This is a genomic window from Burkholderia sp. AU31652 (assembly GCF_002223155.1).
Lineage (GTDB): Bacteria > Pseudomonadota > Gammaproteobacteria > Burkholderiales > Burkholderiaceae > Burkholderia.
In genome coordinates, this window is record NZ_NKFG01000007.1 from 709,798 (window position 1) to 731,236 (window position 21,439).

Genomic DNA, 21,439 nt, shown 5'->3' on the forward strand with positions numbered 1-21,439 from the left:
TCGCCAAGCGCACCGAAATGGAAGACTCCGTCATGCGAATCCGCACGCTTCGCCGCGCCGTTGCAACCGCCGCCATCCTGTCGGCCGCCGCGGCTGCCGGCACGACCGCCCACGCGGCCGGCGAACTGAACATCTACAACTGGTCCGACTACATCGCGCCGGACACGATCCCGGCCTTCCAGAAGCAGACGGGCCTGCACGTCCGCTACGACAACTACGACAGCGACGACACGCTGCAGGCAAAACTGATGTCGGGGAATTCCGGCTACGACATCGTCGTGCCGACGTCGAACTACATGGCCAAGCAGATCCAGGCAAGCGTCTACCAGCCGCTCGACAAGTCGAAGCTGCCGAACCTCGCGAACCTCGATCCGCTGCTGATGAAGATGGTCGCCGATGCCGATCCGGGCAACCGGTACGGCGTGCCGTGGGCGTACGGCACCGACGGCATCGGCTACAACGTGCAGGCCGTGAAAAAGGTGCTCGGCGACAAGGCACCGGTCGACAGCTGGGCGCTGGTGTTCGACCCGGCCAACATGGCGAAGCTGAAAAGCTGCGGCGTGTCGTTCCTCGACCAGGCCGTCGACGTGTTCGCGGCCACGCTGCAGTACATGGGCAAGGATCCGAACAGCACGAACCCGGCCGACTACCGCGCCGCGTACGAGGTGCTGAAGAAGGTGCGCCCGTACATCACGCAGTTCAACTCGTCGGGCTACATCAACGATCTCGCGAACAACGACCTGTGCGTGGCGTTCGGCTATTCGGGCGACGTCGGCATCGCGCACCGTCGTGCCGCCGAAGCGAAGCGCCCGTACGAGATCGGCTTCGCGAACCCGAAGGAAGGCGGGCTGCTGTGGTTCGACATGATGGTGATCCCGAAGGACGCGCCGAATCGCGACGCCGCATTGAAGTGGATCAACTACGTGCAGGATCCGAAGGTCAACGCCGGCATCACCAACGCGGTGTTCTATCCGACCGCGAACAAGGCCGCGCGCCAGTACGTGAAGCCCGCGATCGCGCGCGATACGTCGGTGTATCCGCCCGACGAGGTGCTGAGCAAGATGACGCTGCTCAAGCCGATGCCGCCGGAAATTCGCCGGCTGCAGAACCGGCTGTGGGCGCAGTTGAAGACGGGGCGCTGAACCGCGCGCCGCGGTAACGAATCGTGCCGCCGGCGGCTTGCTCGCGCCGGCGGCACGTGGTCGCATCGGAACCGGTGACCTCGCGTACCGAGGCGCCGACCCTGCCATGCGAGCATCGCAACGACCGTAGCCGAACCGGCCGCGCGAATTATCGAAGCGCCGGCTCCGCCGAAAACGCGTGTTCCACGAAGCGGATCACGTCGTCGAACGACGACGTGCACGTGGCCCCCGCCGCAAGCTCGCGAAACGCACCGTCCGGCCCGAAGCAGATGAGCGGCTTGCGCCAGCGCCGCGCGAGCGCGATCTCCTCGGCCGTGCCGGGCCCGCCCGGCAGCGCGACGATGAGGTCGCTGCTCAGCACGTTCACATAGTTGCGGTTGATCGTATCCGGGGCGGCGTCCGGCTCGCGGCGCGGCAGCGGCGTGAGGATCGGGATGTCGACGAACGGATGCGGATAGCCGTCGAGCGGCACGAAGCCCGCGAGCGGATCGGCTTGCGTCGGCAGGATGCCGATCGACCGGCCGGCCCGCCCCGGCACGCCGGCGAACGCACGTGCGACCGCCAGCATCACGCCCTGCCCGCCGCCCGTCAGCAGGTTGAAACCGGCCTGCGCGAGCCAGGTGCCGAGCGGCTCCGAAAACGCGAGCCACGGCTCCTTGCCCGAGCCCATCACGCCGATCGTCTTGTTCTTCTGTTGCATCGTGGTTACGAGTGAGGTCGTTGGATGGTGCGCGATGGCCGCGCTCATTCGAGCTCGACGCCCTTGAGCTCGGGAATCAGGCACAGCGTCGCGACCATGTCGAGCACGTAGAGGCCGGCGAGCAGCGCGATGGCCGTCTGGAACGAGTAGTGCGCGGCCAGCGCGCCGACCGCGACCGGGCCGAAGCCGCCGACCGCGCGGCCGATATTCCACAGCACGTTCTGCGCGGTGGCGCGTGCGGCCGTCGGATAGCCTTCCGACATCAGCGTCCCGTAGCCGCCGACCATCCCGTTGACGAACATGCCCATCAGCGCACCGGCCCACAGCATCGCGGTCGGGTCCGACAGCCGCGCATACGCGAGGACCGTCACGACCGCGCCGAGCTGGTACAGCAGGAACGTCGGCTTGCGCCCGATGCGGTCCGCCAGCTGCCCGAACACCCAGACGCCGATCATCATCCCGACGACCGTCGCCGCCGTCCACAGCCCCGACTTCGTCAGCGAGAAGCCCATCTGTTTCGACAGGAAGGTCGGCAGCCAGATCATGATCCCGTAGTAGCCGAAGTTCTGGACCGAACACAGGATCACGATGCCGACGCTCGTGCGCGCGGTGCGGCCGTCCGCGACGAGCAGGCGGAATGCGTTGGCCTTCGGCTGCGCTGCGCGCTGCACGAACGCTTCAGGCTCGTGCAGCCGGTTGCGCATCGCCCAGGCGAGCAGCGCGGGCAGCACGCCGACCACGAACATCCCGCGCCAGCCGATGTGCTGCAGCAGGAACGGCGTCAGCAAGGCGGCCAGCAGCACGCCGGCCTGCCAGCCGAGCGCGACGTAGCACGACACGCGGGCGCGCTTGCTGGCCGGCCACGCTTCCGCCGCGAGCGCCATGCCGATCCCGAACTCGCCGCCGAGCCCGATGCCCGCGATGGTGCGATACACGAGCAGATCCTCGAAGCCCTGTGCGAACGCACACAGCCCGGTGAAGACCGCGAACAGCAGGATCGTCCAGGTCAGCACGCGCACCCGCCCGTACCGGTCGCTCAATGCACCGAACAGGATGCCGCCCGCGACGGCGCCGATCAGCGTCCACGTGACCAGCGCGCCGCCCTGCCCGGGCGTCAGATGCAGCGCCGCCGTGATCGCCGGCAGCATGAAGCCGAGGATCAGCAGGTCGAAGCCGTCCATCGCATAGCCGATCGCCGATCCGGCCAGCGCTTTCCACGCGTACGCGCCGACCTGCTCCACGCGCGGGGCCGGCGGGCCGCCGAGCGTCGAAGATTCTATGTTTGCTGCCATGGTGTCCTGCCATGATTGTCCGGCGACATTTTAAAGCCTGTGCCCGTGAGCGACGGGCCAGCAGCCCCGCGGTGACGATGGTTCGCGCGTGCGTCGGCGCCCGCTTGCGGGACGGCGTGGCGGAAATCTGCAGACAATGAACGGGAGGGGAAAAACGGCGATCCGGTGTCGGCGGCGAAGCCGGCGATGCCGCGGTCAGGCCGGACACCGAATGAAAAGCAGCATGCTGGCGGAGTGTTGCCGTCCGGCCCGCTGGCGCGAACCGGACGGCGCCGGCTGGCCTGGCGGCCGGGCCGGCTTCAGCCTTGATCGTCTCCGGGCCACCAGGTCTTGGCCTCGCGGTCGACGGCGAGCGCATCGAGATCCTTGCCTTCGAGCCATTTCGGCCGCGGGCCGCGGCCCGACCACGAGCGGCCGGTCGTCGGATCGTAGTACTTGGCAGGCGCCTTGCGTTTTCGCTGGACGATGTAACCGAGCGCGCTCAGCACTTCCTGCTGCGAAATTCCCAAAAGCTCGACCTGTTCCTTGAATGCCGCGAGCGCGGCCTGCTTCTCCTTCTGCTTCGCATCCGACAGCTTGATGTTCAGGTCCCGAAGTTGTGCTTCGAGTTCCTGCAGGGCCTGGGTCATGTATTCATCCTCTTTGGGCATGTTTTCGCAAAAAGCTCCGATGGCGGAACCTACCACGAAGTTCCGCCGATGGGGGCTGTCAAATGTCTGAATCGTTTGCCGGAGCCGGCATGGCTTGCGCGATACGCACTAAACGACGTCGTGCGTCAATCAATGGCAGACAGGACCGGGCCGGCAACGCACAGCCCGCCATGTACGAAGGCACGGCGAACGGCTGCGGCAAGTAAGCGTCGCACCATGGCACTGGCGCGGCATGGCGCGAATGATAGCAGTGCTCGGCGTCGTGTTGCAGATGTCGTCGGCCGGCGTCGACGCGGATACGTCGGATTACTGGCCGACGTCGCGGGCGTCCCACTGGATCCGGTCGAACAGCGCGCGCAGCTTCGCGCCGCGCGCCGCGTTCAGCGCGGCCGCATGCGCGACACGCCCGGCGAGATGCGCGCGGAAGTCCGGGTGCGCATCGCGATTCTGCGACGCCGGGCCGCTGCGGATGCAGTTGGTCAGGATGGCTTTCAGGAGATCGAACGCATCGCGCGCCAGGTTCGGATGACGATTGACGACCACGCCGGCCAGTTGTTGCCGCATGCCGCGCCGCATCACGCGGGTTTTGCGCAGTTGCAGCGCAAAGCCTTCCTCGAGCGCGATCGCGGCGACCCGGATCTGCAGCCGTTCGACGTCGCGCGCCAGCGTGCCGCCGCCGGAGAAGGCGAGATCGTCGGCATAGCGCGTGTAGGTTGCACCGAGCGAACGCGCGAGCGCGGCGAGCCGCATGTCGAACCGGAACGCGCTCAGGTTCGCCAGCGCCGGCGACGTCGGCGCGCCCTGCGGCAGATGCCGCTCTCGATAACGCTGGCGGCCGATCCAGTCGAACCGGTCGCGCAGGTCCGGCGCGAGCAGCCGTGCGGACGGCACGCGGTTGGTGCACAGCCCGGTGAGCATGCGCGCGACTTCGACCGGGTACCCGAGCGTGACGAACAGCGCGTGCACGCGGGCGGCGCGTATCGATACGAAGAAATCCGCGAGATCGAAACGGACGACGACGTCGCGATCCGCATGGGGCGCCGCGAACGACACGATCCCGTGCCCCTTGCGAAAGCCGTGTACCGCACCGTGCGGCGCGATGCGATCGAGCAGCCCGTGCAGGATGCGGCGCTGCGCTTCGCGCAGCCGGCCTTTCGGGATTTCGACGAGGCGGCTGCCGCCGCTGCGCTTGTCGTGCGCCACGTACGTGTAGTGATGCAACGGCGTGGCGCTGCTGCGCGCGTCGACGCGCCAGTGGTCGGACAGCCAGTCGAGCGCCGGCGCACTCATGCCGAGCCAGCCGGCCAGATCGCCGGGCGTCGCCCATTGCGGCACGTCGCAGCCGGCGAGCGGCGCCGGCAAGGGCCGCTGGACCAGCGGGCGCCGTACGACGCGAATCGCGACGGGCCGATCGCTGCCGTACCACGCGCGCACGAAAGCCGGCGCATCGGCGAGGTCAGCCGCAAGCGTATCGATGTCGATGTCGGCCCAGCGCGCACCGAAGCGTGCGAGCGCGGCATCCGCGACTTCGTGAATCCACGGTGGCGCGCTGCCGAGCACGGCCGCCATCCGGGACAGGACGCCGGGGCGTTCAGGTTCGCCGGCCAGCATCGCTTCCGCAATCGTGCGGGTGGTGTCGAACAGGGAGCCGGACATGGGAATCGATAGGCGGGACGATGAGCCAACGTGACTGGTGCTGCGAGGAGTCGCGTTGCGCAACGCGCAACCGTGCTCCTTGCGACGCATCGGGGTGTCAATCTCATCCACGGGGTAGCCCCGTAGTCCTGGAACATCGGCTGCCTGTTCCGGGCGTGTGCTTGACCCACCGGCCCGCGATGCGACTTTAATGGCCGCGAACGCGGCGTGTCAAACCGGGTGGCGATCCGGCGCCACGGCGACGCGCCGGATCGCGACGCGCAACCTACGCGTGCCGGGAAAACAGCTCGCGGTACGCGATCGGCGGGACGCCGACGCCGGCCATGTTGTTCAGCATCGTGGCCCAGGTCGCGTTGTCGACGCTGACCGGAAACGACCGCACGCGGTTGGCGAGCAGCCAGAAGGTGCGCGTCATGCCGTTGCTCATCGCGACTTCGTACCCGCTTCCCTCGAGCCAGTGGCCGACCGGCGGCAGCGCCACCGGTTCGAGGCGGCCGGCCCGGAACGCGGCGGCGGCCGACGCGTATTTGCTGTCGAGCGGCATGACGCGGCGCGGCACGCAATCCTGCGAATTCAGTTGCGGAAACGCCGGGCTCGTGCCGAGCCACAGGCCGTAGAACTTTTGAGCGTCGAGATGCACGACGAAGCGCTCCGTTTCGGCGGGCGTTGCCGCCATGTAGCAGTCGGCCTGGCCGGGAACGACGACGCGCCACGTCGCGCGTTGCGCGCTCAGGTCGACCAGCTCGCTCGGCAGCGGCCGCGGCTGGATGGGAGACGGTCGTCCCGCTTCGCGCAGGTCGCGCGCGCGATCGAGTCCGATACGAAGACGTGTCAGCATGAGCCCTCTCTTTCTCTCGTGATTTGTTCGAATGCGTCAGGGGGGGCGGGCGATTACATCGTCACGTGTTTGCAATCCGTGGGCCCGGTGTCCTGGCGCTCCCGGTGTGTTCGGGAACTGGCGCAGTGTAGCGTCTTTCCGGGTCGGCAAGAATCAACTCGGCCGGCGTCGACTGCAGCATCGACGGATGTGCGCTGCGCCGTTCGCGCATCGGACAAACCACGCGCCCGAACGCTCGAACCCTCATGAACGCCCATGCGCTTCGCCTGCTTCTCCCGCCACACCATCAACCATCGGATCAATATTCGTCGCAGATAATTTAAATATCGAAATAATCAAAAAACAAAAACAACAACCGGCAGAATTCAAGAAAATCATATTCAAACAAAAAATTATCGAATTTGATTAACGATAAATTAATACGATTGGCGCCCTCAAAATCAAATAAATAGTCTGTGTTGTGCGCCGCAACACCGTGATTCAAAGATCAACGAGATACGGAGGCGCAGCATGAATTACTTCATTCATGCTTGGTCGCAGAGTTTCCCCCTTATCAGGCCACCGTTGATTTCCAGACATTTGTGAATCAGCAATCCGGAAAGACAGTCACGTCTTCCCGGACGTGACCGACGTCGTCAGATCGCGTTAATTCATTCAAACCAAAGGAAAGTCATGAAGAAGATTGCAACCGTGCTGTTTTCAGCACTGATGCTCGCCTCCACGTGCGCGTCCGCGCAGGCGCTTTGCAAAGCCGGCAAGATCGACAAGATCGAAACCGACACCACCGGCAACCTGCTGGTGACCATTAACGACGGCGTCTATTCGTTCAGCGCGAAGGAAGTTTATTCAATAATTTACCAGGCCTATTCAGAAAACAGAAATCTGTTTATCTATGGAAACAATTGCGCGAATGGTTCGCCGGCAACCCGCTTTGCCATTCGTTAATCGACCTTAAACGCTCGACGATCATCAATACGTCGAGCACGGGGCTGGATTGACATTCTGAATCCGGCGCCATCGCGGGCTGGGGTGTCGGCGTTGCGCGTCATGACGCCCGGCCCGCCCCCTCCCGTTCCGGTCCCCATGGAGCAGCCGTGCTTGCCGCTATAAGCCAAACGTTGTCGGGTATTTTTCATCCCGACCACCTCGAGCGCCCGCCGGCCCGTAGTTCACCATGCAACTCGATGCCGGACATCCCCGGCATGCAGACATCCGCAATCAAAAACGCGATGTCGCGAACGTGGGCAGAATCGAGAGGCGGCCGGGCCGAATCGAATGTATTCACGCGCCACCCCGACGAACGCCGAAAGCCCTCGATCGCGGGAAACTACCGCAGAAACGGCGCCAGCGTGTCGGAAGCCTCGGAGAACCGCTGCTCGAGGAAGTCGAGCAAGGTGCGCACGCGTGGCGCCATATAAAGCGTTCGTTGAAACAGCGCGTTCACCGGCACGTCCGGGCAGCGCCACTCCTGCAGGAGCAGCTTGAGCCGCCCGGCCTGAAGATCGGCGCCGATGTCCCAGATCGATTTCATGGCCACCCCGCGCCCCTCGATCGCCCATTCGCGGGCAAGCGCACCATCATTGGTCTGACGGGAACGGTCGAGCGGCGCGGTGAACGACGCGGTCTCCCCGTCGCGCGCGAAACGCCAGTTGTTCGCCGCGCCGGCCGCGGAAGAAAGGACGATGCATCGATGCTCACGCAAATCGTCGGGATGGTTCGGCATGCCGTACTCGGCGATGTAGTCGGGCGACGCGCAAAGCGCGCGGCGATTGTCGGCCATGCGCTTGGCGACCATCGCGCTGTCCGCCGGCACGCCGAACCGGATCGCGAGATCGATATCGTCCTGCAGCAGGTGTGACAGTGAATCCGAGAGCACGAGCGTCAGTGTGACGTTCGGATGGCGTTCGTTGAATTCGTCGAGCCATCGACGCAGCACGGTGCGCCCGAAATCGGAGGTGGCCGATACGCGCAACGCCCCGCTCACCGATGCACGTCCGGCCTGCAACGCCGCGCGCGCATCTTCCAGCGTTTGCAGTGCATGCTGGCAATGGACGAGATACAGACGACCTTCATCCGTGAGGCGCAGCTTGCGGGTCGAACGCTCGAACAGCTGCGTGTGGAGTTCTCCCTCGAGCTTGACGAGCCGGGCGCTCGCCGCCGCGGGGGACAGTCCGAGCTTTCTGCCGGCCGCCGAAAGACTGCCCTGGCCTGCTGCTTCGACGAAAAGACGAATGTCACCGAGATTGTCCATGGTCGCGTCACGCGAAAAGAGTGTTGGGTCGTGCCGCGCGATGCGCCGCGAAGGCCCGGGCATGGTAACGCGATGCGGACGGACGAAGAAAAGGCCGATTGGCACGATCGGCCCCCGGCCCGCTTACTTGGCGACCACGCCGAGCTGTTGCAGGAACGTCAGGTTGTCTTCGAGATGCCAGTTGTCGGTGATCTTGCCGTCGCGAATGCGATAGATGTCCGTGGCGATGAAGTCGACTACCTGCCCCTTCCCCTGCACGCCGTTGAAGGTGCCGGTGAAGTGACCGGTGAAGTGCAGATGGGTGACGACGCGGTCGCCGGCGACGATCATCTGTTCGACTTCGGCGTGGACGTCCGGCACGGCGCGATGGAAGCCTTTCGATGCAGCCAGCGGCCCGGCGATGCCCTGCGGCCGACCGGCGGGCAAGGTGCGGTCCGTGAAATCGGCCGCCAGCGCCTCGCGGGCCTGGGCCTCGTCGCCCGTGCTCCAGAAGGTGTCGTAAAGACGTGCCGCGCGAATCTGTTGCTCGGCCTGCTGCTTCGAGAGGGTCTTGTCGACGATCAGCGTTTTCGGCTGCACGAGATCGTCGCCGGTCGCGGCGACGGCAGGCAACGCGGCAGCAGCGGCGGCGGCGGCCAGCGCGATGCGGGAAACGGCGGAAAGGACGGTGCGGGTTTTCATGACGGGCTCCTTGAGTGTGTACGCGATGCTCGATGAACGGATTGAATCCGGCAGTAGTGCGACTTGGGTCATTCAGGCTGGAAAGCGGGCGGTGCGATTCGCTTGTGCGGTCTCGCGTCGATCAAGCCGGGACGCGAAAGCGGTCACCGCAATCGCCATCAGCGTCAACGCGGCGGCCACGAGCGGCAGCGTGTCGAGTGCCTGCCCGTGCGAAAGCGCCATGCCGCCGAGCCATGCCCCCATCGCATTCCCCACGTTGAATGCGCCGATGTTGAGCGTCGATGCGAGGTTCGGTGCGCTCGCGGCCTTGCTCAGCACGCGCATCTGCAGGCCCGGGACCGTCGCAAATGCCGCGACGCCCCAGACGAAAATCGTCAGGACCGATGCCACGGGGTGATGCATGGTGCGACTGAACACCACCATGATCGCGACCAGCACGACGAACACGCCCGTCAGCGCCCGCATCACGCCGCGATCAGCAAGCTTGCCGCCGAGCGCATTGCCGATGGCCAGACCGATGCCGAACAGCACGAGAATCTTCGTCACGCCGCTCGGCGCGAATCCGCTCGCCTGTTCGAGCACGGGGGTGATGTAGGTGAACACCACGAACATGCCGCCAAAGCCGAGCACGGTCATCAACAGTGCGAGCCAAACCTGCGGGTGCTTGAGCACGCCTACTTCGTGCGCAAGGCTCGCGGGTTGCGCTTCGCGCGTGTTCGGCACGAGCGTCACGAGGGCCAGCGCGGCGAGCACGCCTGCGCCGGCGACGGACCAGAATGCGGCACGCCAGCCGAGCATCTGGCCGATGAAGGTGCCGAGCGGCACGCCGAGCACGTTGGCGAGCGCAAGACCGGTAAACATCAATGCGACGGCACTCGCACGCTTGTCCTGCGACACGAGCGACGCGGCAACGACCGACCCGATGCCGAAGAACGAGCCATGCGCGAACGACGTGACGACGCGGGCGATCATGAGGCTCGTGTAGCCCGGCGCGACCGCGCACAGAACATTGCCGACGATGAAGATTCCCATCAGCAGCAGAAGCGCCCACTTGCGCGGCATCCGGCTCGTGAGGACGGCGAGCAGCGGCGCGCCCACGGCGACGCCCAGCGCATAGCCGCTCACGAGCAGCCCCGCCGACGGGATGGAAACGGAAAGCGACTGCGCGACATCGGGCAGGATGCCCATGATGACGAATTCCGTGGTGCCGATCGCAAAAGCGCTCAGGGCCAGCGCGAGAATGGGAAGTGGCATGGCTGTCTCCGGGAAAGCGGCAGAGCCGCAGGGGATGTGCAGCGATTCTGCTTGCCACCGTGCGGATTGATAATTGGCCTCCGTCTTGAATCATTTTCAAGCCAGACAAGAAAATCAACGCAAGGGGCGGCGCGTGCTTGATCAGCACTCCATCATTCGTCGCCGGTCAACGCGCCGATCAGCGCGCGCACGCGAGCAGGCCTCGTACGCGAGCCAGGCATCACGAGATTGACGGGCAGCGGCGCGGGGCGACGGGTCGGCAACACTTCAACGAGCGTGCCGCTGCGCAGGTGGAGTTTGGCGAGAAACGCGGGGAACTTGTGCGAGGCCCGCGCCAAGCGCGGCGGCTTCGACGAGCGCTTCACCGTGGTTGATGCGGAAGCGGGCCTCGATGGTCAGCGTGACCGTTCGCCCGTGTTCGACGAACTCGATTGGCCGATCACGGCCCGTGATTGGTATGCGAAACGCAATGAGGCGCTGCTTTCGCAAATCGCCAACCGAACGAATCGTCGGATTGGCCGCCAGGGAATCCGGATGCGCGCACAGGATCAGCGCCGCTTCGCCGATGCGACGGACGACAAGCGAAGCGTCGTCGAGCGCCTTCGCACGATCGCACCGGTGCAAAAGCGCTCGGGCAATCCGCTAGATCGTCTCGCTTTCGCGCACCGTAATCGGGCTTTGCAGCACGAACCGCGCAATGTCGTCCTTGCGCATGAACGCAACGCCGGGATGGCTCTTTGCATGACGCAGGAACGCGTCCCATGCACGCGTCATCTGCGGCGTGCCGCTGATACGGTCATGCGCGCTGATCGACATCATGCGCCGACGCGTACCCGCTTCCTCGTACAACTGATCAAAATCGAACTTGATCTGTCCGAGGAACTTGTCCGGCGAGTAATTCCGGCCCTCCACCAGCAGGATGTCGTTATTGCGCAGCGTATACGGAATCACGACGAAATCCTTGCCGTTGACCTTTTCGATGAACGGCTCGTCGCGGCTCGTATCATCGATGTGATACACGTAGCCCAGCTCCTGCAGCAGCGACAGCGTGTTCGGCCCGCGTCGCAGCCAGTTCGCGTTGTAGCCGATCGGACGTTGGCCCGTCACCTCCTCCACCATCGATCGCGCCTGGATCAGAAACTCGCGTTCCTGCGGTCGCGACATCGCATACTGCGAGTTCCACGTCGGCCCATGGCCCGACGCTTCGTGGCCGCGCGCCACGATTTCGCGCGCCACCTGCGGATGCCGCTTCGCCGCCTCGCCGATCATGTGACTCGTCACCTTCACGTCATGCCGATCCCACAGATCCAGCATTCGGGGAATGCCCTCGCGATACCCGTACGCAAACCATGCTTGCGCGGCAAGATCGGCGGGCACGCTCGCCGGGAAATCGACTTTCGGAAACGGATTGTCGGCGCCCTTCGGCGGCTGTCCGCCCGCCTCGAACTGCATCGAGATCGAAATGACCAGCCGTGCACCGTTCGGCCAGAATTCACCCTGCACGGGCGCGGCTACCGGGATCGATCGGGGGCTGCCCGTTTGCGCACCGGCCTGGGGGGATTGAAGCATCGCACCGACGGCGAACGCGCCCGCGCCGATTCCGGCCTGGGTCAGGAAGGAACGGCGCGTCGGTTGATCGGGTGTCTGCTCGGCCGGATCGCGATCCACGTGATCGATTTGAATTGCCATGGACAATCTCCTCATGACGCGCAAGCGCGTCGCTCGCACCGCAACGCGATGCATGATGAACGGGTATGGAATGTCACGCAGATTGGTGCGTGTACAACCTATTTTCGGAAAACGGTCCCGCTTTGAAAATGGGCTTTGAAATGAATAGACTTTCAATCCAGGCCAAAAAATCGGCGTTCCATCCGGATATGGCAAGCCCGCTCGGCCTACCGCGCTTCAATGCGTCGATACCCTTCGATAAACGACGGTGAGCGCCATTGCATCGTGATGGCGATCCTTCAACCATCCGAACACGATCGGCCCCGCAAAACCCGTCAGGTTTCCGAAGCAATTGATCGTCGCGATCCCCGCCGCCGCGGCCGCGCCGGTCATTCGCATGGTCGGCAGGTGCCGGAAAATCGGCAATCGGTGCGATCGACACGTACGCACGATCGCTCGTCATGCCGACGATATCGGCCCTGCTCTCACGACACCCGCAGTTGTACGTGTCCGTTCAAGCCCTTCCGGCTGCGGCGATCGACTAGGGGCTGGTGGAAATGAACTGGACGTCGGCGTGTCGCTCTCCCATTTGTCGCATGCGGACGTCCAGCAGAGAACGTTGTGCATCGAACGGCTGGCGCGGGTGCGTCGATCCGCCAGTCGCAAGGTCCGGAAGACCGCCAGCCTGCGGGAAGTGGCGACGACGATCGCGGACGATGGCCTGTCGCGCATCGCCGCGGCGCGCTGGCGTCGCGGCAAGACCTTCAAGCCTGCCAAGGAGCGTTTTGAAGAAGCGTTGTCGTGAACGATCCGCTCGTCCGGCCTCGACATGCCGGACAACGATTCGGTACGCACATCGGAGCCATCGCGGCCTGCGGGCACCAGAAAGCGCTAACGGCATCCTGAATACGCGTGCGCCCCGAAACGGAGGCGGCGCAGACGCTCATGCTCGCCCGTGCACCCGGGATCATCCGGCGCCGCACACGGCACGCGGAATTCGGGCACGGGCGCTCGAACAACGGCGACGCATCGCGGTTCGACCTTCAACCAACCCGGCCGCTACGCGATCGCACCGCCACCGTCGACCAGCACCGTCGAGCCGGTCGCGTACGGAGTCGACGCGAGGTAGAACACGGCGTTCGCAACGTCCTCGGGTTGACCGACACGGCCGGCAAGCGCGCCGCGGCGCCTTCGTACATCCTGTCCCGCGCCTGCGCATCGAGCTTCGACCAGAGCGGCGTCGCGATCAGGCCCGGGGATACCGTATTCACCCGCACGGGCGACAGCTCGAGCGCCAGACCCCGCGCCAGCGATTCGAGCGCCGCGTTGATCGCGCCTTGCAGGACCGAGGTCTTGCTCGGCCGCACGCTCAGGAAGCCCGACACGAACGTCAGCGATCCGCCCTGCCGAATGCGTACGGCCCGCGCGACGCGATAGGCGCCCCAGAACTTGCTGTCCATCGCCGCGTAGGCATCGGCGAGCGCGAGACCACGCACCGGCCCCGTGGGTGTCTGAGCGGCCGACACGACAACGTGGTCGAATTCGCCCGCCGATTCGAAAAATGCACGTACGCTCGTGTCGTCGGTCGTGTCCATCACACCGGTTCGCACGCCGTGACCGATCCTCGCTGCGCTCGCCGCCAGTTTGGCCGCGTCGCGCGACGCGATCGTCACGCTCGCCCCGGCCACCGCAAAGGCCCGCGCGGCCGCTTCGCCGATCCCGGAGCTTCCGCCGACCACCAGCACGTCTTGTCCATCGAATTTCATCGTTCGCTTCCTCCGATCAAAAGCGTGCTCGCGAGCGTGAAGCCGCGCCCGTCGCACGCACCAAATGTTCTGAATACCGCTTGCGGCCAAGGATGGCCGGCCGCCACGCCGAATCGCCGCTGTCGCCGGCGAAGCCGGCAAGCGTCATGGGTTTCGCGAGACGATTCGGCAGATCCGGTCATCCGTTCGGAATCCCAGGCTGCTCATCCGCTCCGAGCGTCGTCACAAATTCGACGGAAACCCCCGGGGCAATGGACACGAACAACTGAAGCTCATTGGACAACGGCACTTCACTCAGCGAGTAGTCGATCCGACTGCCGGATAGTCGATCGATCAACGTCACCCATTCGCGGTGTGTGTCGACGCGAAGCGCAATGTGATCGATGCGCGGCGTGCTACGGCCTGCGTGCGCCGGTAGCGTTGCACGCGTGACATGAATCATCGGGCGGCTATCGAGGTACAACCAGTAGCCATCCACCCGGAACGGCGGTCGAGGCCCGGTATCGAGACCGACGACCTCATCGAAAAAGCGGCGTGTACCGTCAATGTCATCGGTAACGATGGTGGCGTGGTCGAAATGCATGCTTCGTGTCCATGCTGGAAAGCCTGGTACGCATTCTGTCGCACGTCGGTCGGTCTTGATAATTGGCTTCGCCATTGAATGATCTTCAATGACGACAAGAAGATGGGGGCCGCTGGTTGCCTTGGGGGTCCCGGTTTCGTCGCACGCCAGCGGATTCAAGAGACACGATGTCACCGCGACGCCATGCGTGCACGTCTTCGGCAATGTCGCGAACGGCATTCATGGCGCGGCCGGCGCAATGGGCGCATGTGCACGGGCCGCGCGGGGCGCCCGATCCTACAGCCCCTGCGGCGCATCGCGCAGCACGGCGCGCAGCGCGGTATCGAACGGCGTCGCGTGATCGATCCCCGCGGCGCGCACGCTCGATGCGTCCAGATGGCAGTCATAGGGGCGCGGCGTCGCGTCGGTCGGCTGGTCGATTCGCATGAGCGCGGCGTCGATGCCGAGCGCGGCCGCGATCCGCTGCGCGATGTCGTACTTCGTCATCGGCTCCTCGCCCGACCAGTGACGAAGGCCCGTGATCGACGCACCCGCGAGATGGCGCAGCGTCAGGTCGCGGATGACGTCCGCGACATCCGGCGTATACGTCGGGTACCGGATCGCCCATGCGTCCATGCCGACGGCTTCGGCGCCAGGCTGCGCAGACGCGACGATCGCCGGCACGAGGCTCGTGACGGCCGATTCGCTCCAGTCGACGATCGGGCCGAAGAGCAGCGGCAGGCGCAGCACACACGACAGCGGCGACGCGGCGAGCAGGGCCGCCTCGCCTTCGAGCTTCGTGCGGCCGTAGATGTTCAGCGGGTTCGGTGCGGCGTCCTCGCGGTACGGCGCCGCCTTGCCGTCAAAAACGTAGTCGGTGGAGATGCCGAGCGTCCATGCGCCGTGGCGCGCAGCGAGCGCGCCGATGCGGGCCGGGGCCGTGACGTTGATCGCCCGCGCGCCGGCAGGGTCGCGTTCGCAGACATCCGGGCGGCGTTCGGCCGCGCAGATGATCACGGCGGCCGGTTGGCAAGTGGCGAAGAGGTGTTCGAGGGCCGGCTCGTCGAGGACGTCGAGTTCGGCGAGGTTTTCCGGGGGCAGCGCCAGGCGTTTGGCGCCGGCGCCTTGCGGGTTCCGGATCGTTGCGACGAGGTTCAGCGACGATTCGCGGGCCAAAGATGCGGCAACCGCGCGGCCGAGGAGGCCGGCGGCACCGATGAGGAGGACGGTCGGGAGGTCAGTCGACGAGGTCGGATTTGGCATGGGCGGTCATTCGGGTGACTGGGAAGTGCTCGAGGTCGCGTTCGACACTCGGGCCAGGGTCGCGGGGAGCATAGCCGAGTATGACAGCCAGTACATCGTGATGGCAGATCGGCAACCCCGCGACGGGCGCGCGTCACGTGAGTCACGTGCGCCGCGGCCGGCGGCCGGCGCTCGGCACGGCGCCCCCAGCCATCGGGATGACGACCGTCCTGCCGACGACGTCGACACGCCGCGCGGCCGCCCGCGCGCGCGGGCAATCCGCGGCGGCGCCACCTCACGAACCTCGCCCAAAAGCAAAGCCCGGTGCGCTTGCACGCACCGGGCCGTCACCTCTGCGGAAAACCGCGTCCCGCGTTACTTCCGGTCGAGCGAATACCGCCCCGGCCCGGTCAGTGCGAGCAACAGCAGCCCGCCGATGATGCTCACGTTCTTGTAGAAGTTGATCATCGCCATGTATTGCTCCATCCCCTGCAGCGCCCAGTAGCGATGGCCGATCAGCGCGGTCGCGAGCGTGTAGGCGGCGAACACCAGTGCGAGCGGACGCGTATAGAAGCCGATCGCGATCAGCAGGCCACCGGCCAGCTCGACCGCCACCGCGATCGCGGCCGCCAGCTCGGGCGCAGGGTTCCCCGTCGACGCCATGTACGCGACCGTGCCCGAGAAGCCGCTCAGCTTCTGCCAGCCGAACAGCACGAACAGGATCATCAACAGCACGCGAGCCGCCAGCAGCAGCTCGTCCTTCTTCGACTCCAGTGAAACGTAACGCATGACAATCACCCTTGAATTGACGGTTTGATGCGTCCGGTGCCGATACGCGCCCAATCGGCACGCCAGGTCGGCAACGAACCACTCCTCGCACACTCGGACAGCAAGCCGGCTGGCCCGCCGCCGAAGAATCCGCCTGGTCGCGCCGCTCCCGGCGCGCTCCGGATCGGTTCTGGCGAAGCACGGATGCAGTCTACTGTCTCCCTGAGAATCATCAATCCTTCAAAACAAGATTCGCCGTCACAATCCAGTGGACAATCGAGCGAAACAAGGCCGCACGCAGCAGCCATGAATCCGGTCAGATGAATCTGCCGTTATGTTTCAAGGACATGAAAACCGCCCACTCATATCCGGCCTCCGTATCCAGTCGATATTGAAGCGCCAATTCGCGCTCACAGGCCACATCGAAATATCGCAATCGCGATTCGACGATACGTTATGTGTACAAACCTGCCATCAGTGAATTAATTTACAAATTCGACTTTCTTTCCAATCGGCGAAGGCCCTCCGTTCGGGGCAAAGACGTCCGGCCTGGAAATGCGTTTTGGCAAACGAAAACGTTTCACGGGCAAGCGGGTAGATGTCGTCCGCGGCGGATGCCGTCCCGTGGCAACGGTTTCAGCCCGATAGCTGCCGGTAAGAGCAACTTCCGCGCACTGTCGATCGATCCGGTGTTTAGCCGAGCAAGCGAAAAAACGATCAAACATTCATGCTTCCGGCAAGTTCTCGATTCCAGCAAAAAAATCCGTTAAAAAACACAATCAAAAATGATGCGTTTACGGCAAAAAATCGCAAACCTTTAACCCACCACTCCACCACGACATTTCCATCCACACTTTTCCCAACAATCATTACAAAAAATTACTAATTAATACGGATTTAAATATACGATAGCGCACGCCCTTACATTTCCCCGACATTCCCGTGACTCCCGGAACGCGTCGTTCCGGACACGGCCCGCAGGCCGTCGACAGCCGCTCGTCACGGGATCGCTTTTCAACCGGAGACCACCCATGGCAACGAACATGTCCGTGAACAACAGCGCGAACGCGAACAGCCTGTTGCAACAGGCGGCGCAATCGATCATCAACGGCTCGACCGGCAATGGGTCGATGGATGTCGGCTTGCTCGTCACGACGCTGGTGAACGCGAAGACGGCCGGCCGGGCCGCGGCGCTCGCGGCGTCGCAGCAGACCGGCACCACGCAGATTTCCGCATTCGGCGCGCTGTCGTCCGCGCTTGGCGCGCTCGAGACGGGCCTCACCACGCTGGCGAATGGCGCGCTGCAGTCGACGTTCACCGCGGTCGCGAGCGGCAAGGGCCTGACCGCGACGCCGAGTGCAGGCGCGGTTGCCGGCACCTACACGGTCGGCGTCACGCAGATCGCGACCGCGCAGGCGCTGGCTTCGTCGGGCTTCGACGGGAAGAAGGCGCTCGGCACCGGCACCCTGACGCTGTCGCTCGGCAACCAGTCGTTCAAAGTCGACGTCAACGGCACGAACAACACGCTGTCAGGCATCGCGGCCGCAATCAACTCCGCATCGAACAACCCGGGGGTCAGCGCGACGGTCATCAACGGCACCGACGGCGCGCACCTCGTGCTCGCGTCGTCGAAGACGGGCTCGGCGAGCACGATCAGCGTCGCGGTCGGCAACGTGGCCAACGACAACGGGCTGTCGAACCTCGGCGTCACGTCGACGGCCGACACGAAGGGCGGCCCGTCGAAGATCGACTCGGCGAACAGCGCGGCCGCGTGGCGGCAAAGCGCCGTCGCGCAGGACGCGAAGTTCACGGTCAGCGGCATCGCGTCGACCAGCGCGAGCAACACGGTGACGGGCGTGCTGAACGGCGTCACGCTGAACTTGTCGGCGGCTGCGGTCAGCGCAACCGATACGCAGACGCTGACGATCAGCCCCGACACGAAGTCGCAGGCGGCCACGATCACGAATTTCGTGAACCAGTACAACGCCGTCGTCAAGACGATGGGCGCGCTGTCGAGCTACACGCCGGGGGCGAGCGCGCAGGGCGCGCTGATCGGCGATTCGACGCTGCACACGATCCGCAACGCCCTCGCGTCGACCATCGCGCGCGGCGTTCCCAACAAGAACGGCGACGGGCACACGAACCTGGCAGCGATCGGCGTCTCGCTCGAGAAGGACGGCACGCTGAGGGCCGACAGCGCGAAGCTCGACAGTGCGCTGACCAACAACCCGTCGGGGGTCGCGCACCTGTTCAACGCGACGAACGGGGTAGGCAAGCAACTGACCGACCAGATCGCGACCTTCACGAAGCGGGGCGGGATGATCGACCTGCGCACGAACGCGCTGGGCGCCGACCTGAAGCGCGTCACGCAGCAACAGACGAATCTGGCCGACTACGCCGCGCAACTGACCAAGCAGTACCAGGCGCAGTTCACGGCACTCAACGCGCTGATGGCCAAGATGAACTCGAACACGCAGTACCTGACGCGGCTGTTCGGCGGGGCCAACAGCAGCGGCACGCTGGCGAACAAGTGACGCGCGTCCGGGTCGACCGACGATCGTGGCGGCGGCCGCCGGTCAATGGATCGACCGGCTCGCGCCGCCGCGCACGGTGTCCCGCAGCGCGCGCCCGATTACGCGGCGATCCTTCGCCGGAAATGCTCGGTGCCGGCCACGATCTTGTCGAGCACCGCATCGAGCGCCCAGAACCGCTCACGCACGTCGTAGTCGATCACGCGGCAACGGATCGACGCGAAGGTGCCGATTCGCTGGTGATAGAGCTTCGCGAGCGCCGGATACCCCAGCGCTTCCGACACCGCCGACACGACGAGGAACGTCGACAGTTCGTCGGCCAGCGCCGGATTCGACGCCCCTTGCGTGCGCAACCACCGGTACAGGTCCGGATGGAAGTTGGTGAACACGCCGTTGAAGCCGGCGGACCCCGCCTTCATCGCGTCCCATGCAATCGCGGCGTTCGCGTTGAGGATCTTCAGCGGCGAGCCCTCGGCGAGCGCGACGCGCCGCTTCACCGTCTCCAGGTCGCAGCTCACATCCTTGAGCATCACGAACCGGCCCGTGTCGATGCACGCACGCAGTTCGTCATCCGACAGCAGCCGCCGGTAAGGCGCCGGGCACTCGTACAGCCCGAGCGGCAGATCCGACGGCAAGCGCGCGAGCAGCCGCTGCAGATGGTCGAGCAGCGCGGCGCTGCCCTTGCGCTGCGGATCGAGTCGGTTGGTCACGAGCACGACGCCCTGCGCGCCCGATTCGGCCGCCGCGCGCAGCTCCTCGGCCTGCGCGTCGAGATCGTCGCTGATGTGCCCGGACGCGACGACCGGCACGCGCCCGGCCACCCGCTCGACCACGAAGCGCGCGAGTTCCGCGCGTTCGGCCAGGCTCAGGAACTGCATCTCGCTCGACTGCGCGACCGCGAACAACGCATCGGCGCCATGCGCCAAATACCATTCGATGAGCCGCTCGAGCCCGGCGTAGTCGATCGCGCCGGCGTCGTCGAACGGCGTCAGCATCACCGGGACGATGCCCTCGATGGTCACGTTCGATTGCTGCGGGTGTTGCATCTGTTTCTCCTTGCTTCAGTGAATGCGTGGCGCATGCCGCGTGCTCAGGCCGGCAACGGCCCGGGCGCGGCGTTCGCGGCCTGCTCGGGAATCGGCTTGCGCACCAGCAGCAGGTACGCCATCGCGCCCGCGAACGCGATCGCCGCGGCCGTCAGCAGCGCCGGCACGAACGACCACTTCTGCGCAATGATGCCCGTCAGGATCGGCGCGAGCGCGCCGCCGATGAAACCGCCGAAATTCTGGATCGCGCCGAGCGACGCAATGCGGCTCGGCGGCGCGGCTGCCGTCGCGAGCGCCCACGAGCAGGCCGACGCCGCGTTGGCGAGAAAGATCACGACCGAAATGCACGCGAGCGCCACCGTGTTGCTCTGCGCAAGCGCGGCGGGAATCGTGAACGCGACCATCCCGAGCATCGCGACCACCACCGCATTGCGCCGGCTCACGACCGGCGAACGGCTGCGGCGCGTGACCAGGTCCGACAGCCAGCCGGCCAGCAGCGAGCCGACGAATCCGCACAGGAACGGCACCGACGCGGCAAAGCCGGTGCGGATCAGGCTCATGTGCCGCTCCATCGTCAGGTAGCCCGGCAGCCAGGTGAGGTACACCCAGTTCAGGTACACGGAACCGAAATAGCCGATCAGCATCCCCCAGGTCGTGCCGTGCGAGAACAGGCCGCGCCATTCGGCGAACGTCAGTTTCGGCGCCGCGACCGTGCTTTGCGCGTCGGCGTCGAGGTAATTGCGCTCGGTGGCAGTCAGTTGCGCGCGCACCGGATCGCGATACAGCGCGAACCAGACGACGGCGACGACGAGACCGGCTGCGCCCGTCGCGATGAACGCCCAGCGCCAGTCCAATGACGCGACGAGGATCGACAGCAGCAACGGCGCGAGCGCGGTGCCGAGCGGCGACGCGGCGTTGAAAATGCCGGTCGGCGTGCCGCGTGCGCGCAGCGGAAACCAGTTGCTCACCACCCGCGCGGCCGACGGGAACTGCGGCGCCTCGCCGATGCCGAGCACGATGCGCGCGACGATGAACCAGCCAAAGGTCGACACGATGCCGCCCGCCGCTTGCGCGATCGACCACACGATCAGGCCGATTCCGAGCAGCCGGCGCGGCCCGATGCGGTCGACCAGCCCGCCGACCGGGAACTGGCACAGCGCGTAGCTCCACGAGAAGGCCGACAGCAGCAGCCCCATCTGTGCGAGCGACAGGCCGAGATCGGCGCGGATCGCCGAGCTTGCAACGGCCAGCGTACCGCGATCGAGGTAGTTGACGATGCCGCTCACCATCAACAGCGCGAGCGCGATGCGTTGCCCGCGCCGGATACGCGGCGGGGCGGGCGGAACGGTCGGGGTTTCGTTCATTGCGGTTGTCTCCATGTCAGTGATATCG

The 21,439-nt window shown here is 65.4% G+C and carries 20 protein-coding genes and 1 pseudogene; 4 read left to right on the forward strand and 17 right to left on the reverse strand.

Going from position 1 to position 21,439, the window contains the following annotated elements:
- Positions 1 to 32 precede the first annotated feature (32 nt).
- Positions 33 to 1,142, forward strand: coding sequence for a polyamine ABC transporter substrate-binding protein (locus CFB40_RS34915; protein ID WP_089434043.1), 1,110 nt, complete (start codon positions 33 to 35; stop codon positions 1,140 to 1,142).
- Between the two features lie 148 nt (positions 1,143 to 1,290).
- Here the strand turns inward: CFB40_RS34915 and CFB40_RS34920 are convergent, their stop codons facing one another.
- From CFB40_RS34920 to CFB40_RS34945, 5 genes are all read right to left on the reverse strand, one after another.
- Complete coding sequence (locus tag CFB40_RS34920) at positions 1,291 to 1,842, reverse strand: LOG family protein (protein WP_179255149.1); 552 nt, start codon at positions 1,840 to 1,842, stop codon at positions 1,291 to 1,293.
- Positions 1,843 to 1,886: 44 nt separating this feature from the next.
- Positions 1,887 to 3,134: an MFS transporter gene (locus tag CFB40_RS34925; RefSeq protein WP_089433908.1), complete on the reverse strand. Its 1,248-nt coding sequence runs from the start codon at positions 3,132 to 3,134 to the stop codon at positions 1,887 to 1,889.
- Positions 3,135 to 3,433: 299 nt separating this feature from the next.
- The gene (locus CFB40_RS34930; RefSeq protein ID WP_089429956.1) at positions 3,434 to 3,763 is read right to left on the reverse strand and encodes an H-NS histone family protein; all 330 of its coding nucleotides are present in this window, start codon (positions 3,761 to 3,763) and stop codon (positions 3,434 to 3,436) included.
- A 327-nt stretch (positions 3,764 to 4,090) separates the two neighbouring features.
- Positions 4,091 to 5,440 (reverse strand): reverse transcriptase family protein, encoded by a 1,350-nt coding sequence (locus tag CFB40_RS34940; RefSeq protein ID WP_089433909.1) that lies wholly within the window; start codon positions 5,438 to 5,440, stop codon positions 4,091 to 4,093.
- 265 nt (positions 5,441 to 5,705) lie between these two features.
- Positions 5,706 to 6,278 carry a plasmid fertility inhibition factor family protein gene (locus tag CFB40_RS34945; protein ID WP_089429958.1) on the reverse strand — a complete coding sequence of 191 codons (573 nt, stop codon included), beginning with the start codon at positions 6,276 to 6,278 and terminating at the stop codon, positions 5,706 to 5,708.
- A 672-nt stretch (positions 6,279 to 6,950) separates the two neighbouring features.
- Between CFB40_RS34945 and CFB40_RS34950 the strand changes: the two genes are divergently transcribed.
- Entirely contained in the window at positions 6,951 to 7,223 is a 273-nt protein-coding gene (locus tag CFB40_RS34950; RefSeq protein ID WP_021160117.1) for a hypothetical protein, read from the forward strand.
- 382 nt (positions 7,224 to 7,605) lie between these two features.
- Here the strand turns inward: CFB40_RS34950 and CFB40_RS34955 are convergent, their stop codons facing one another.
- The 6 genes from CFB40_RS34955 to CFB40_RS34980 form a co-directional block, all read right to left on the reverse strand.
- Positions 7,606 to 8,529, reverse strand: coding sequence for a LysR family transcriptional regulator (locus CFB40_RS34955; protein ID WP_089433910.1), 924 nt, complete (start codon positions 8,527 to 8,529; stop codon positions 7,606 to 7,608).
- Positions 8,530 to 8,652: 123 nt separating this feature from the next.
- Positions 8,653 to 9,210 (reverse strand): ester cyclase, encoded by a 558-nt coding sequence (locus CFB40_RS34960; protein WP_089433911.1) that lies wholly within the window; start codon positions 9,208 to 9,210, stop codon positions 8,653 to 8,655.
- A gap of 72 nt (positions 9,211 to 9,282) precedes the next feature.
- A complete protein-coding gene (locus tag CFB40_RS34965) occupies positions 9,283 to 10,464 on the reverse strand; it encodes an MFS transporter (RefSeq protein ID WP_089429962.1) in 1,182 nt (393 codons plus the stop codon).
- Between the two features lie 267 nt (positions 10,465 to 10,731).
- Positions 10,732 to 11,088: a LysR substrate-binding domain-containing protein gene (locus CFB40_RS34970; protein WP_174975717.1), complete on the reverse strand. Its 357-nt coding sequence runs from the start codon at positions 11,086 to 11,088 to the stop codon at positions 10,732 to 10,734.
- Between the two features lie 18 nt (positions 11,089 to 11,106).
- Positions 11,107 to 12,153: a polysaccharide deacetylase family protein gene (locus CFB40_RS34975; protein WP_089433913.1), complete on the reverse strand. Its 1,047-nt coding sequence runs from the start codon at positions 12,151 to 12,153 to the stop codon at positions 11,107 to 11,109.
- Positions 12,154 to 12,369: 216 nt separating this feature from the next.
- A complete protein-coding gene (locus tag CFB40_RS34980) occupies positions 12,370 to 12,525 on the reverse strand; it encodes a hypothetical protein (protein WP_179255337.1) in 156 nt (51 codons plus the stop codon).
- Positions 12,526 to 12,706: 181 nt separating this feature from the next.
- Between CFB40_RS34980 and CFB40_RS34985 the strand changes: the two genes are divergently transcribed.
- Positions 12,707 to 12,937: a hypothetical protein gene (locus CFB40_RS34985; protein WP_143329938.1), complete on the forward strand. Its 231-nt coding sequence runs from the start codon at positions 12,707 to 12,709 to the stop codon at positions 12,935 to 12,937.
- Positions 12,938 to 13,191: 254 nt separating this feature from the next.
- Here the strand turns inward: CFB40_RS34985 and CFB40_RS34990 are convergent.
- The 4 genes and pseudogenes from CFB40_RS34990 to CFB40_RS35005 form a co-directional block, all read right to left on the reverse strand.
- A pseudogene (locus CFB40_RS34990) lies at positions 13,192 to 13,898 on the reverse strand (SDR family oxidoreductase).
- A 178-nt stretch (positions 13,899 to 14,076) separates the two neighbouring features.
- Positions 14,077 to 14,481: an extradiol dioxygenase gene (locus tag CFB40_RS34995; protein ID WP_089433916.1), complete on the reverse strand. Its 405-nt coding sequence runs from the start codon at positions 14,479 to 14,481 to the stop codon at positions 14,077 to 14,079.
- Between the two features lie 276 nt (positions 14,482 to 14,757).
- Entirely contained in the window at positions 14,758 to 15,723 is a 966-nt protein-coding gene (locus tag CFB40_RS35000; RefSeq protein WP_089433917.1) for a dTDP-4-dehydrorhamnose reductase family protein, read from the reverse strand.
- A 354-nt stretch (positions 15,724 to 16,077) separates the two neighbouring features.
- Positions 16,078 to 16,491 carry a DoxX family protein gene (locus CFB40_RS35005; protein WP_089429970.1) on the reverse strand — a complete coding sequence of 138 codons (414 nt, stop codon included), beginning with the start codon at positions 16,489 to 16,491 and terminating at the stop codon, positions 16,078 to 16,080.
- 1,010 nt (positions 16,492 to 17,501) lie between these two features.
- On the opposite strand from CFB40_RS35005, the gene fliD reads away from it, so the two are divergent.
- Positions 17,502 to 19,004: a flagellar filament capping protein FliD gene (gene fliD, locus CFB40_RS35010; RefSeq protein WP_089433918.1), complete on the forward strand. Its 1,503-nt coding sequence runs from the start codon at positions 17,502 to 17,504 to the stop codon at positions 19,002 to 19,004.
- 98 nt (positions 19,005 to 19,102) lie between these two features.
- Here fliD and CFB40_RS35015 read toward each other — a convergent pair whose 3' ends face one another.
- The gene (locus CFB40_RS35015; protein ID WP_089433919.1) at positions 19,103 to 20,047 is read right to left on the reverse strand and encodes a dihydrodipicolinate synthase family protein; all 945 of its coding nucleotides are present in this window, start codon (positions 20,045 to 20,047) and stop codon (positions 19,103 to 19,105) included.
- Positions 20,048 to 20,091: 44 nt separating this feature from the next.
- The gene (locus CFB40_RS35020) at positions 20,092 to 21,411 is read right to left on the reverse strand and encodes an MFS transporter (RefSeq protein WP_089433920.1); all 1,320 of its coding nucleotides are present in this window, start codon (positions 21,409 to 21,411) and stop codon (positions 20,092 to 20,094) included.
- Positions 21,412 to 21,439: the final 28 nt, after the last annotated feature.